This window comes from Paenibacillus sp. OK076, from assembly GCF_900110055.1.
In the GTDB taxonomy this organism is placed as follows: Bacteria; Bacillota; Bacilli; order Paenibacillales; family Paenibacillaceae; genus Paenibacillus.
In genome coordinates this window covers 1317298-1330996 of the sequence record NZ_FOCH01000001.1, presented here as the reverse complement: position 1 = coordinate 1330996, position 13699 = coordinate 1317298, and the positions used below count along the sequence as shown (strand labels likewise).

The window sequence follows — 13699 nt, the reverse complement described above, 5'->3', positions numbered from 1 at the left end:
ATTTCGGTATTTTACGTACATTAAACCTGAAATACAGGGGCAAACCGTCACATAACGAACACTTTTCCATTTTTGGATAAATAAACAAAGATCAACTTCTTCTTTGCTCAAGTTGAAGGAATAGTTGAAAAAACATTCAGGATGAGCAACCGCTCTGATCCGTAAACAGATAAAAAAGGTTCCTAGAGTGGCAGCAATGCCATTCTAGGAACCTTTCTTCGTGTTGCACATGATGCGGTCGAGAGGACTCGAACCTCCACGGGGGTTAGCCCACACGGACCTGAACCGTGCGCGTCTGCCAATTCCGCCACGACCGCGTATATCTTATCTCCGAGAAATTATATCGCGGCGACAATAAATAATATATCATGTGCAGGTAATTAGTGTCAACAAAAAATTATCCTCTTCTCATGTGTAAAGCATTTTATAAATTAGATCTTGGAGGGCCAGTTGCCGTACCAGGCATACCCACCTCTTCTTTCCTTATCGATATCGCTGAGTTTGTATTTCACAACCCCATCACGTCCTACGAAGATTGGTTTATCCGTTCCAATTTCATAGAAACGTGCCCAAATTGGCGCTGCACCTGAATCTGCAATGAGTTGGCTGTCTCCGTTTTCTCTGACATACTTGTAACCAGTAATTTTAACTTTGTTGAACCAGGCTTCTGCCGCTTTGATGGAGGCAGTAATTTTGGAGTTAGCCGGTCTAGTTTTTAAAAACTTCACAATTGTACTGCTCTCTCCAGCACTCAGAGAAGGCACTTCATAAATCCTAGCGCCTGCAGGTTTAAGGGTACTGGAATCATGCTGCTGCCCCCATGCAGTCAGTTTACCGTTCGCTACAACCTGTGTATTGAGAATAGCCTCTACACCTTTGGCAACTGATTTTTTACTACGATCTGCAAGAGAGCTGTCGATGAATGAGAAATCTCCTTTACGTGCACCTACTTCATCCAGCATGTACATGACATTAATCATGGCATCGTCGTTGAAGGTGATGTGCTTGTGATAACCGGAGCTTTGGTATACCTGTGGCCAACCCCCATTGGAGTACTGCATATTCAGCAAAAAGTTGATTCCTTTGATGGCAGCAGCCGAATAACGCGGATCATTCGTCTTTTTGAATTCCTTGGCTAATCTTCTAATTTCTGAGTATGTAGCTTTGTTATCAATCGTAGATTTGGCCCACTCACCACTTGTTTCTTTGTAATCCTTCTTCCATCCCCCGTCTGGATGTTGATTCTTCAAAATGTCCGAGATACTTGCTGTCGTTCCAGAGGCGTCTGCAGCAGAGACCTTAGCAGCAGGCTGAAATACCATTCCGACAACGGAGAAAACCATTGTACATGCCATAACCAAAGATGCAAACCTTGTTTTTGCCTTCAACATAGATTAGAAACACTCCTCAATTCATTTTCTGCAAACTGCTCCCCTGCTAATCTATCCCCCTTATATTTGTTTTAAAATCAAACTATTTCTTTTAATACAATAAATGGAATATACAAAAAGAATTCTATGCAAAAATATGAATTTTGTCAATATTTGCAACAACATGTAACAAATTCTTTGGACAACCTATAATTATCGTCTAATTGGATGTGAGAAAGCCAATAAATTGTCCAATTTCTCTCCTTCTGAAACAGTAGTTACTTTTTTGTCATTTATTAGAACCCATCATTCGAGTTATTTCTACATAAAAAGCGATAATTCCGTTAACATTGAGATGATAAGAAGGGTTCAAGATCGGTTTGACATTTTCGCATTTATGCAATATAGTTTCAAAAGGTTACAAAAACTTAATTATTCATTTGCCGAGTTTCATGTTTGAAAACGGGGGAACCATTTTGGGTGAATTATTCTTATACATAGGAAATATAGGGAACCTTCTACCGAACCCTTAGCTAACTCCGTAGGCATCGAAGGGAGAACAACAATTTTGAAAAAGCTTATCATTTCTATTTTTGGAGCAGCAGTTCTATTTACATCCGGTGCAGCAAGCACAGAGGCAAGCAGTATTAACACCGTCGTTAACAACATGACAGGCATTCCTTACAAATGGGGCGGCACGACACTCGCCGGGTTTGATTGCTCTGGATTTATGAGATATATTTTCAACAAATATAGCATTGAATTACCACGTACTTCCCAGCAGCAAGCGAAGGCCGGAACACCGGTATCCAAAGCTAATCTGCGTACAGGTGACCTGGTATTCTTTAATACGATGGGCAATGGCATTTCTCATACAGGAGTATATATCGGGGGCGGACAGTTCGCTCATGCTTCCAGCAGTAAGGGTGTCAGCATCACCCAATTATCCAATCCATATTTCAATGATCGTTATGTAACAGCACGCCGGGTAACAGGTCAGTTTATGTATAACAAAATGCTGGGCAAAATATAAGTTTGATTGGAAATAGCGCAAAGAGGAGGCTCCGGGTGAATCCGGGACCTCCTCTTTGTTTTGGGACTTTTGTTTACAAATCCGCTGTGCTGTAGACTTCTATACTTAATGTAGAGCCTTCTGTACTCTCATTGCACCTTGAGACAACGCATGGCCTCCGCCTACGGCTCCAGCCACAGCAACCGTCTCCATAATCTCCTGATCGGTCGCTCCTTTGGCACGCGCCTCTTCCACATGGTAAAACGTACATACCTCATTGTTTGCAAACAAACCAATGCCCAGCGCTATCAGCTGTTTGGTCTTGGCATCAATCGCCCCTGCCTGAAAACATTCTCCAGTGAACTCATGATAAGACTTCACCACAGCTGGCAGCACGTCGCTTAATTCACCAATCTGATCTTTATAGGCATGAACCTTATCATTCATTAATGTCATGGTTACCGCACATCCTCTCGGCTGATATGTTACAAGCTCTCACTGTACCTATCTTTTCACCCGAGAGGTGCAATTATGCCAAAACACCCATGGTAAATGAACCTAAAAACACACGTCCTATTCTTCGAGCGGACTCTTACGTGGCTCGCTGAACAACTGATACTGATATTTCCGGTCCAGCTTGACCACACGACGATTCTGACGGCGAATGAGCACCTGCTCCCCGTCCCAGGCAACCACAATGCCTGTCACATCATTGGACTGAATCTCGTCCCGTACTACCCTTACTTTTTCACCCGATAAACGCAGTGCATCCAATTCTGCATCACTGATCATATTCATGGCGCCTACTTTCCCAAAAAAATTATTTACAAAAAGAGACCTAAATGAAAAGTCATTTAGGTCTCACGTGACTGTATTGGACTGTCATGTCATTCGAAAGTATGTCCCGACTGAAAGTTACCGCTGCGCGTGCTCTTTGCTGTCGTTCTTCTCAAACCAAAAATCAAGCACTTTGGCGGACATCACACGTTCTTCAAGGTACTCCACTTGATGCGGTGTAAATTGTTCTTTCCAAGAGAAGGACAACTCTTCGCACAAGCCTACAATCGTCAGCAATTCTGACCAGGCAACGTAGCGTTTGTACCAGAAAAATTGAGGATGTTCAATCATATAGGGATAAAGGTCATCGAATTCCGTATGTTTACAATCCAGGGCACGCTCAAAATGTACTTTCGATTCCGCCAGCTTATCAATAAAAAATTGTTCTGTTGCCGGTTGGTTACCCATGGTGTTGCCTCCTCTCCCTAACATAACCCCATTATAAATGAAATCAGCGGTCATGCAAAGGCATTGTTATAAAAATAGGCACTTTTTCCTTTAAAAAGTCACAATTCGTTATCGTCAAATTGCACGGTGCCATCGTTCAAAGAACGAATACGCACCAACGCTTCAACCGGAATGCCCTGCTCACGAATGGTGCGCGCTCCGGCCTGAAAACATTTTTCGACCACGACACCGAATCCAACCAGTTCCGCACCCGAACGTTCGATAATTTTGATGACACCACGAGCAGCATCGCCATTGGCAATGATATCGTCAATAAACAAAATACGGTCATTTTCATGAATATACTCACGGGACACCATAATATCCGTTACAATCCCTTTGGTAAAAGAAGGCACTCTTTCACAGTAGGCATCGGGGTCAGCCAAAAGTGTTTTTTTGCGACGAGCAAATACCAGCGGAACACCCAGTTCATGTGCAGCAGCAAAGGCGACCGGAATCCCGGAAGACTCCACTGTAATGACCCGAGTTACACCACTTTCACGAAAACGAGCGGCAAATTCCCTTCCCATTTCCATCGTCAATGCAGGATCAATCTGGTGATTCAGCAGACCATCCAGCTTCAGCACCTGATCTGACATGACTACGCCTTCTTGTAAAATTCGTTGTTTCAATACTTCCATAATTTGACCTCCCAAGCCGTTCCTATGACGTAAAAGTATCATAGATCCCGCTATCAGTTCAAGCGAAATTGCCTTTGCTCTTGTTCAGAGCATGTTAAATGACCCTTTGCCATACTTCAATTGTCATGAGTTTGACGGGTCAAGCATACCTTGTACCATGGCACCCGCATGTCCAAACTATTCAGGGGCCTGAGAGGGGAAACGCATGAAACAGGCATTTCGGGTGCTGCAGATCGCATTTACATACATTGGAACGGTAGTTGGAGCCGGCTTTGCAACAGGGCAGGAGATATTGCAGTTTTTTACCCAGTATGGCAAATGGGCCACCATTACCATCGGCTTATCGACCATGCTCTTTGTCTGGTTAGGTACAAAAATGATGCTGATTGCCCATGATACCGGCTCGCGCTCATACGAAGATCTCAACAAACATCTATTCGGCCATAAAGCAGGAAACTGGATTACCTGGGTTACCCTTCTGATCCTCATTGGAGTAAACAGTGTCATGCTGGCAGGAGCAGGGTCGGTCTTTGTAGAGCATCTGGGACTTCATTATCAGACCGGACTGATTGTCACCCTTATCGGTACTTATCTGCTGCTTGGACGGGGCATTCAGGCCATTCTGCAAATGAACAGTATCGTAGTGCCCATGATGCTTCTGCTATCTCTGCTTATGATCATCAGCACCATAAATCATCCCGGCGCAAACCGATTTATTACATTAACCACCGACAGCAATCCAATACGGGTCTGGTTATCTCCTCTGTTGTATGCTTCATTCAACCTGGCTCTTGCCCAAGCTGTACTCGTTCCGGTGGGGAATCAGATTCGCAGCCGAAAGGTACTGAAATGGGGCGGCGTTCTGGGCGGAATTGGTGTAGGATTCATGCTTATGGCAGCCCACTTCGCCATGTCGGCCCAGATGCCTGGCATCACACAATTTGAAATTCCGATGGGCAGCATTGCCTTTCAACTTGGATGGGTAGTCCAGTCTATCTATGTATCTCTGATTTTCATGGAAATCTTCAGTACGTTTGTAGCCGATATTTATGGAATGACCCTCCAACTCAGACAGCATGTCCACGTACATCCCAAACTAATCATACTGGCCATCATGCTGCTATGTTATTCGCTCAGCCAGTTTGGATTCAGTTCCCTGCTCTCTATTCTTTACCCCATTTTCGGCAGTTTGGCACTGGTCTGGGGTGCAAAATTAGTAATGGATCGATGGGGAAGCTTTCGCGGACGCAAAAAACATCTATAACAACGTATCCTTTTGTTGCGAAACATCATTTCCCTAAACATAAAAAAGCCGCTGTTCTCACAGCGGCTTCCTTCTTTCCCTTTTCAGAAACTAGACCTGGCTCGGAAATTGTAAATACATTTTTTTCAGTTCATTGACTGATCTGCCCAAAGAGTAATGGGTTTTGGCCTTCTCACATGCCGAACGGGCAAGCTCATAACGATACGCCGGGTCAACCATCACCTTCTCCAGCGCTTCTGCCAATGCAGATGGATCTTCTGAAGGCACCAGCAAGCCATTACTGCCGTTTTCGATCTGCTCTGGTATGCCGCCAACATCTGTACCTACAAGGGCAAGACAGCTAAGCGCTGCCTCCGCAAAAACAGACCCGAACGCCTCCGCCCGCGAAGGAAGCACAAAGATATCAAAAAATGGCATGAATTCCTCGGGGTGCAGCGTGTAACCATAAAAAATAGTCTCATTATAAATGCCCAGCCGTTGGGCCAATTCTTCCAAGTCCGGACGGATCGGTCCGTCCCCAATAATATGAAGCACATAGTCATGTCCCCGCGCTTTCAGTTCGGCACAGGCTTTGAACAGAATATCCAGCCCTTTCGCCGGAACCAGGCGGCATACGGTGACCAGCTGTGGTATCGCATTCTCATGGGGAATGGGTTTAAACCGTTTCTCATCAAAACCGTTCGGAATTACACCGATAACATCGGGATGCTGCACATAGGGCGCCAGATAACGACGGAAAGAATCCGACACCGTTAACAACCGCTCTGCCTGGTGCTCCAGCTCACCATAGATGGCCAGCAAGAATTGATGCTCCGGTCCATCCGGCTCAATGCGTCCATTCAGAATCAGCTCTCGCTCATAACTGGAGTGGATCGTTTGAATGAGAGGAACATCCGGGAAAACCTTCTTCATTGCAAGCCCCGCAATAGGGTGATGGGCATGGATCAGATCGTAAGGCTTCTGAATACGCAGCTTGGTCCACCACAAGTAATCCCGGTAGGTTTGCATATATTTTTGCACGACAGGACTATCCTGATACTGCGTCCAATCGAACGTCTCAAACTGGATATCTTCTCTGCCCTTGTTGCGAATTCGCTTAGGCAGTGAGAACAGATCCATCTCCCACCTCGGGGTTGTAAACCTCTCTTGCATATACGGAATCATAGAGGATACACCTCCGGGCTGCTCCGGAGGAAAGAAAAGCGCCTGCAGCAATCTCACCGTTAGTTTCCCCCTTTCTAGCATAAGTCTTTTCATTACATCTTCAATCATGATATATCAGAACATATGTTCAGTAAAGGTACAAAATGAGATTCCTTATCACTAGGTCATTTACAGCTGAATAATAGAATTCATTTCAATATCCATTGTACCATGTTGGTTCTGACGCTGACGACATGACGAATATTGTTAGGTACTGTGTCAACTTCACCGGAAGTAACCGCTCTCTGGCTGCCTTTATTTACTATACGTTCATCTTTTTCATCTTGTTTGAGCGTAAGCCCTCACTCCGGAGACGTATATACAACATATTCAGGAGATGCTCGGCTAAGAAGCGGATGTATGGTTTGAAAGTTCAACCTCTTTGTCCACATGCAAATGAAAGCCGGTGAGCAATGGTAGCTCCCGGCTTTTTGAATGCACTAGATATGTTGGATACAGTGTTATACAGACCGGTGTGTGACCGCCTTCTCATACGTACTGAAGCCATCTGTCTCTCCCACAAAAGTATAGCCGTTACGCGTATAGAATGCGTTCAATGTTGCGTTGTCCGCTCCACAATCCAATCGGACGATATGTTTATCCTCAAACTGGATCCCACTGCTGGACCATTGCAGAATCGCCCGTCCCAGTCCACTCTGGGCATACTTTCTGCGAATGGCTAATCGGTGCAGATAAAGTGCACCATCCCCGGCATGCGCTTTGCTTCCCCACAAATGCACATCCCATGCACTTGGCATACTCATCAAAATAACCATGCCAGCAACGTCAGAGCCCTTCTTAAATACAAATACGTCGCCACGCTGAATCGCCTCCGCCGTATGATGAGAATCCTCACCTTTTAACAAAGCATTCCATTGAGAAGACCCCTGGCTCCGCAGCCATTCGGCTGTTTCCATAAGCAGAGACATCACATTCTCCGTGTCTTCCGGCTGAGCCTGCAATGCCTTAAATTCGTCATTAATGTAGTCTGATGTGATACTGAATGAGTGCTTCATGATTCTCCTCCACTTCCAGGTCTCTCTTAAACTAATGGTACTATACCGGGAAATGGCTTGTTCGTCAAAAAGAAAACAAAAAGGCAAGAGGCTGTGCCTCTTACCCTTCGATCTTCGCTTCATCAATCATTTGATTTCGATATAACATCGTGAGATGTAATGTATCAAATTCAAGCTCTTTGTCCAGCTCCCTCATCAGAACTTCAACCAGACTCTTTCGCTGAGCACTTGTGCCCGGAACCTGATAATCCATATATCCTGACAAATCCGCTTGTGAGGTATCGATCGTTGCTGTACCTACAGGTAGCCCTCCGCGTTCTTGAAGAAACAAGTCATATACTCGAAACTCCCGATCTTTGCGCACCAGCATGACGTAGCAGGCTTCTTCAGCAGCTTCAATCTCTTCAAGATCTTCTTCGGACTCTAACTCAACCTCATCCGCAAAATCCCGGTGCACCCATTCCGCCGATTCCAGCTCCTGCCCTTGATGCCACATGCGGATCGTAATCGTATCGATAACTTCTTCATCCAGCTCTCGTACCAGCAGCTCGGCAGCCGCATCCTGATAACTCTCCGCCGGTTCATCATACCAATGGATCTCGCCCTGTACATCTGCACCATATTGTCTCAGAGAGGCTTCGGCCAGCTCCTGTCCATTGGGGTCATTAAATATATAGGTTGATATGCTGCGTCCGGCGCTTACCAGCTCCATCTCCAGCAAATGTTCCGGGTCTTCATATGTAAATGATTCGGCTTGTGAGCCGGATATGACGCGTACATCATTTACACCAGCCCGATCACTTTTCCCATCGTGACTATACTTATCTTCAGACCGTGAAGACTGAATGAACTCATCCATTGGAGACTCTGTTTTCTGTAACACAGAATACAATGTACCGCAGCTTACAAGCACTTCATATTCAGCAGCACTTACCGCATCCGCGAGAGAACGAATATATTCGTGCACCTGCTCCACAATATCATGTTCTGTCTCGTCAATTAGCGAATCCTGCTCGATCTGAAGGCTGCCGGATACCCGGTCTCCTTCTCTGAACACCAGCAGCAGCGAACCCACGTATTGACCGTCCACCATAATATCCTGCACTTCGCCACCTGATGTACGAAGATCAGGAATCAGCTCTACTTTTAGTTCCATGTACCTGTCCCCCTCAATTCCTAACGTTGTTCTATTAGGTTGCCCTTGAGAGCGACAGTTTATAAGATACAGCGTCTAATCAGATTTTAATCGTGTATGTTAGACGGACAACAACACATGTTTTTGAATAGCATGGGCCACACCCTGATCATTGTTCGAAAGTGTAACCTCATCCGCAGCAGCTTTGACTTCCTCCGGGGAATTGTCCATCGCTACCCCTTTGCCCGCAAAGGTCAACATGGTAATGTCATTGTAGTAGTTACCTACCGCCATGATCTCGGAAGGCAGGATTCCTTTGGCGTCGGCCAGTCTTTTTAGAGCTGCACCTTTGGAGGCTTCGGGATGCATCAAATCAATGAAAAAATCACCGCTGCGCGTCATATAATAAGGAAGATTCCAGGTCGACCACTCCTGCTGCACCGCATTCATCTGCTCAATGGGTCCAAACGCAGTGAATTTTGCAAGCGGCTCTGTCATATCTGCCCATTGCGGCAGCTTTAATGGCTCTGCCATGAAGTTTTGATACATTTCACGTACCTGCAGTTCCAAACCTTCCGGCTGATCTACATAGAGTCCAAACGCTGTGTTGATATCAAAATGCACACCTTGCGTACGGCAGTAAGTTATGAAAGGCTCCAGTCCCTGTCCATCCATAGCAAAATGGTGCACGACTTCACGAGTCTGGACCTGAGCAGTAACCGCACCATTATGTGTAATGACATACCCGTCAAGGCCCATCTGCTCCATAAACGGGATCGTGTTCGCAGGACCTCTGCCTGAACACAGGACAATCTCAGCGCCCTGACGGGAAGCACGAATTAAAGTCTCTTGCGTTAATTCGGTAAGTTCATGATGATCATTAAGCAGCGTTCCATCGACATCCAGTGCGATTAATTTAATTGTCATTGTCTTCATTCCTTATCTGTAAAAGAGTCGCACCCACCCAAACCCTCCCTTCCGAGGGAGGGCCCCAGAGGGCTCTGCCCTCTGGACTCCCGTCTCGTCTACCGGCGGCGGTTTCGATCTTGCTATGTGACGGGTGGCGTGGGAGCGCTTGTTGCCGGGTCTGCCGCTTGACAGCGACGGTCCCGCCCAAGCTCAAGCGGGACCATTACGTGCAGGGCTTCGCCCCCTGCCCGGCTCCCTGCTCCGCTTCGCGAAGGACGGGAGCTGTTGCACCTTTGGTGCGGTGGGCAGGGCTTCGCCTTCTGCCCGGACTCCCTGCTCCGCTTCGCGAAGGACGGGAGCTGTTGCACCTTTGGTGCGGTGGGCAGGGCTTCGCCCCCTGCCCGGGCTCCCTGCTCCGCTTCGCGAAGGACGGGAGCTGTTGCACCTTTGGTGCGGTGGGCAGGGCTTCGCATCCTGCCCAGACTCCCTGCTCCGCTTCGCGAAGGACGGGAGCTGTTGCACCTTTGGTGCGGTGGGCAGGGCTTCGCCTTCTGCCCGGCTCCCTGCTCCGCTTCGCGAAGGACGGGAGCGTTACTTCCGCAGACGATCTAACTCGTCTGCGGTTAGTTGGCGATAACTGCCAATTTCCAGATTGGCATCCAGCTCCAGATCACCCATGGCAACACGTTTCAAATAAACTACGCGTTTGCCTACAGCCTGGAACATCCTTTTCACCTGGTGAAACTTGCCCTCATGAATGATCAATGAAATGGAAGAAAACACGCCCTCTTCCGTGTCCTCACGATCCAGCACAGTCAGTTCCGCAGGCAACGTCTCATATCCATCATCCAGCTGAATGCCGGCTTTGAATTTTTCAATATCTTCTTCGTCAACGTTTCCCAGCACACGGGCTTCATACGTCTTGGGCACATGTTTACGCGGGGATAACAGATCATGGGCAAGTGGCCCATCATTCGTTAGAATGAGCAGGCCCTCGGTATCTTTGTCCAGTCGTCCCACAGGGAACGGATCGAAGACACGCTCCTCTTTACGTAGCAGATCAATCACCGTTTTATCCCGATTATCTTCGGTTGCCGACACCACGCCAGGTGGTTTGTGCAGCATCAGGTAGATCATTTCCCGATACACAATCCGCTCTCCATCGGCTTCAATAACGTTTACGTCCGGATTAACCTGTACACCGCTATCTTTCACTGGTTTTCCGTCCACACGGATTCTACCCTGCTTCACCATCTTTTTGAGCTCACTTCGAGACCCCACACCCATATGACTCAATATTTTATCCAGACGCAGCGTTTGTTTGCCTTTTCCGCTCATACCGATGTCCACCTCCAGCCTGCCGGATATTCATTTTTCAGTACACCATCCAGCCATTTCCCCCAGCCAGCCGCATATCCGTCCACACACACCAACACATAACCTTTAGCAGCGGTATCTGCTTGGCGTTCAACTCGCACTTCTTCGATGTTCAACGTCTCTCCTTTGAGATACCTTACCGCTTCACCGTCTACCGAAGATAAATTAACGGATCTCTGGGCTTCAGCTGCATTCAAAGCACATGCAAGCGGATGGGAGGGCACAAATCGCCCATTCTTCACGGTACCCATAAACCACCCTGGCCGAATAACCTTGAGCCCTTCCAGACGAGCAGCACCCACAGAAGATTGATACACGCGATCACCGTAAAACACTGTTTCTCCAGCAAGCTCGATTTTCAGATTATCTTGTACAAATTGAGCATACACCGTTCCTGGATCAACACTCGCCTGATCGGCTCCTCGTCCCTGACTCCGTTCGTTTTTGCGACCACCACGATCGTTTCCTTTGCCCTGTTTTCCTTGAGCTTTGCCACCACGGGTATGCCTGTCATTGCTCTCTCTGGATTCGGTTCTCATTAAACGTTCCCGTTTCCGCTTTTCTTTACTGATTGGTGCAGATGCACGGATGAATGGATCTACCAATTCAGTTGGTTCCGAGAAGTTTGCGCTCACTGCCTGTCCATTCTGTGATCCGCTACCCTGTTCTTGACTTCCGTCTTCTTCTGCAAGTGATGCAGCACGATGCTGCAATACAGCAACATAATGACCTTCCCCTTCCAACAGGTGAGGCCATAACCTCGCAGTGCCGCGCGTTTGCTCCAGCACAGATTCCGTCTCTTCTGCTTTTTCGGGCAACATCTGATGCACCCATTCCGGTCGTCCTGGAGCAAATCCAGCACTTTCCGGGATGTCATACACCACAAAATCAGGATTGATGTTCAGAAATTCCGCTATCATCGCTTCATTTTCCTCCGGCGCAAACGTACATGTGGAATATACGATGGTTCCCCCTGGAGCAAGCAGCTTGGCCGCAGTCTCCAGAATATCGCGCTGCATCAGCACACATTTTTCCACCGAATGGTTTTCCCAAGATTTCACCATGTCCTCATCTTTGCGGAACATGCCCTCACCAGAGCAAGGCGCATCGATTAACACTTTGTCAAAATAATGAGGAAATGCATTCGCAATCCGTTCCGGTGATTCATTTAATACAACAGCATTACGTACTCCATACAATTCCACGTTTTTGGCGAGTGCTTTCGTACGTTCCGCATGGATATCGTTCGTAACCAGTACACCTTTACCTTGAAGCTTGGCTGCGATCTGGGTTGTTTTCCCGCCAGGAGCAGCACACAGATCCAGCACACGTTCCCCGGGCTTCACATTCAATAATTCAACCGGGGCCATGGCGCTTGGTTCCTGGATATAATACAGACCCGCATGATAATAAGGATGTAACCCCGGCTTAACCCCGTGAGGCACATAAAAACCCGTTCCGCACCACGGAATGGGTCGCATATCAAATGGAGCAATTTCCTTGAATTGTTCCAGCGATATTTTTAACGTATTCACTCTCAGCCCCGCATGTGGCGACTGCTCATAAGATTTCATAAATTGTTCAAATTCATCGCCTAACAAGCTTTTCATTCGCTCGGCAAATATCGAAGGCAGCTGTACAGCCATAATCCCACTCATCCTGTCTTGTTAAAATTGCAACTAGTCCTATGTTATCATATCCGGGCATGGCTTTCCTATTGCTTCATGCACCATATATATTCCACTACAGCGTGTAATGTAGTATAATGGCAAGTAGATTGATGGATGTGCAAAAATTCGGGTGTTTATGCATATTATCCCATCCTGTATTTTTGCCAAAACTATATTTCGATATGATCGATGGGGGATGTCTTAATGAAATCCAAGAAGAAAAAGAAAAGCGCTGCGATCCTTATTTTCCTGGGTATTTTCGTCGTATTGATTGCAGCACTTGTCCTGGTGAACCAGCAATCCAAGAAACAAATGGACGCCGTGGGGAATGCTTATGGCATCGCCGCCTCCAAGCTTAATCCCGCAACCCGTGAATTGCTGGACGATCCGAACTACCAACAGATTATTTTACCAGCTGATTTGAAAGCCAAAATCGATAACAAAGACAGCTTCTTTGTCTATTTCTTTGCCTCCGACTGCTCACACTGCCGTGCGACAACACCACAGTTGATGCCACTGGTCGATGAAGAAGGCATTCAACTGCCTCAGTTCAATCTGCGCGAATTTGATTCCGGTTGGACCGATTATAACATTGAGTACACACCAACTCTGGTATATTATCAGGATGGTGTTGAGAAAGACCGTATGGTTGGCGGGCTGCAGGAAAATGGCAGTGACAACGGTTATACCCTGGATGACTACAAGCAATTTTTCGAGAAATATAAAAGCAGTGCCACTCCATCGGCAAGCTAAACGCATATCCCTTCGCGGATTTGATAGACCCGCATGGATTATATTGTCCTTTTCATGGACAAGCT

15 protein-coding genes, 1 tRNA gene and 1 riboswitch are annotated in these 13699 nt (G+C 46.9%); of the genes, 3 read left to right on the top strand and 13 right to left on the bottom strand.

The features are described from left to right. Window positions 1-233 precede the first annotated feature (233 nt). Together BMY78_RS06180 and pelA are read right to left on the bottom strand one after the other, a co-directional pair. Window positions 234-317, bottom strand: a tRNA-Leu gene (locus BMY78_RS06180). Between the two features lie 114 nt (window positions 318-431). After that, window positions 432-1391 (bottom strand): pectate lyase, encoded by a 960-nt coding sequence (gene pelA, locus BMY78_RS06175; RefSeq protein WP_090895657.1) that lies wholly within the window; start codon window positions 1389-1391, stop codon window positions 432-434. Window positions 1392-1801: 410 nt separating this feature from the next. Continuing rightward, a riboswitch (cyclic di-AMP (ydaO/yuaA leader) is annotated at window positions 1802-1933 on the top strand. A gap of 5 nt (window positions 1934-1938) precedes the next feature. Between pelA and BMY78_RS06170 the strand changes: the two genes are divergently transcribed. Next, window positions 1939-2403 (top strand): C40 family peptidase, encoded by a 465-nt coding sequence (locus BMY78_RS06170; protein ID WP_090895654.1) that lies wholly within the window; start codon window positions 1939-1941, stop codon window positions 2401-2403. Window positions 2404-2508: 105 nt separating this feature from the next. Here the strand turns inward: BMY78_RS06170 and BMY78_RS06165 are convergent, their stop codons facing one another. From BMY78_RS06165 to BMY78_RS06150, 4 genes are all read right to left on the bottom strand, one after another. Next, complete coding sequence (locus BMY78_RS06165) at window positions 2509-2838, bottom strand: carboxymuconolactone decarboxylase family protein (RefSeq protein WP_062322073.1); 330 nt, start codon at window positions 2836-2838, stop codon at window positions 2509-2511. 117 nt (window positions 2839-2955) lie between these two features. Further along, entirely contained in the window at window positions 2956-3174 is a 219-nt protein-coding gene (locus tag BMY78_RS06160; protein WP_090902102.1) for a hypothetical protein, read from the bottom strand. A gap of 123 nt (window positions 3175-3297) precedes the next feature. Next, window positions 3298-3627, bottom strand: a complete 330-nt coding sequence (locus BMY78_RS06155; protein ID WP_024629266.1) for a hypothetical protein — start codon at window positions 3625-3627, stop codon at window positions 3298-3300. 98 nt (window positions 3628-3725) lie between these two features. Further along, complete coding sequence (locus BMY78_RS06150) at window positions 3726-4307, bottom strand: xanthine phosphoribosyltransferase (protein WP_063564778.1); 582 nt, start codon at window positions 4305-4307, stop codon at window positions 3726-3728. A gap of 205 nt (window positions 4308-4512) precedes the next feature. On the opposite strand from BMY78_RS06150, the gene BMY78_RS06145 reads away from it, so the two are divergent. Continuing rightward, window positions 4513-5571, top strand: a complete 1059-nt coding sequence (locus BMY78_RS06145) for a YkvI family membrane protein (RefSeq protein WP_090895652.1) — start codon at window positions 4513-4515, stop codon at window positions 5569-5571. A 90-nt stretch (window positions 5572-5661) separates the two neighbouring features. On the opposite strand, the gene BMY78_RS06140 is transcribed toward BMY78_RS06145, so the two are convergent. The 7 genes from BMY78_RS06140 to BMY78_RS06110 all read right to left on the bottom strand — a co-directional run bounded on the left by BMY78_RS06140 (window position 5662) and on the right by BMY78_RS06110 (window position 12857). Then, complete coding sequence (locus BMY78_RS06140; RefSeq protein ID WP_090895650.1) at window positions 5662-6792, bottom strand: glycosyltransferase family 4 protein; 1131 nt, start codon at window positions 6790-6792, stop codon at window positions 5662-5664. Between the two features lie 443 nt (window positions 6793-7235). Further along, window positions 7236-7790, bottom strand: a complete 555-nt coding sequence (locus tag BMY78_RS06135) for a GNAT family N-acetyltransferase (RefSeq protein WP_090895647.1) — start codon at window positions 7788-7790, stop codon at window positions 7236-7238. Between the two features lie 100 nt (window positions 7791-7890). After that, window positions 7891-8946 carry a hypothetical protein gene (locus tag BMY78_RS06130; protein ID WP_090895644.1) on the bottom strand — a complete coding sequence of 352 codons (1056 nt, stop codon included), beginning with the start codon at window positions 8944-8946 and terminating at the stop codon, window positions 7891-7893. Between the two features lie 99 nt (window positions 8947-9045). Next, window positions 9046-9852 carry a Cof-type HAD-IIB family hydrolase gene (locus BMY78_RS06125; RefSeq protein WP_090902099.1) on the bottom strand — a complete coding sequence of 269 codons (807 nt, stop codon included), beginning with the start codon at window positions 9850-9852 and terminating at the stop codon, window positions 9046-9048. Window positions 9853-9974: 122 nt separating this feature from the next. Next, window positions 9975-10307, bottom strand: coding sequence for a hypothetical protein (locus BMY78_RS06120; protein ID WP_090895641.1), 333 nt, complete (start codon window positions 10305-10307; stop codon window positions 9975-9977). Window positions 10308-10425: 118 nt separating this feature from the next. Next, window positions 10426-11172, bottom strand: coding sequence for a pseudouridine synthase (locus BMY78_RS06115; RefSeq protein WP_090895638.1), 747 nt, complete (start codon window positions 11170-11172; stop codon window positions 10426-10428). Next, entirely contained in the window at window positions 11169-12857 is a 1689-nt protein-coding gene (locus BMY78_RS06110) for an RsmB/NOP family class I SAM-dependent RNA methyltransferase (RefSeq protein ID WP_090895636.1), read from the bottom strand. The genes BMY78_RS06115 and BMY78_RS06110 overlap by 4 nt, the downstream gene beginning before the upstream one ends. Before the next feature lie 228 nt (window positions 12858-13085). On the opposite strand from BMY78_RS06110, the gene BMY78_RS06105 reads away from it, so the two are divergent. Then, window positions 13086-13634, top strand: coding sequence for a thioredoxin family protein (locus BMY78_RS06105; RefSeq protein WP_090895634.1), 549 nt, complete (start codon window positions 13086-13088; stop codon window positions 13632-13634). Window positions 13635-13699 lie beyond the last annotated feature (65 nt).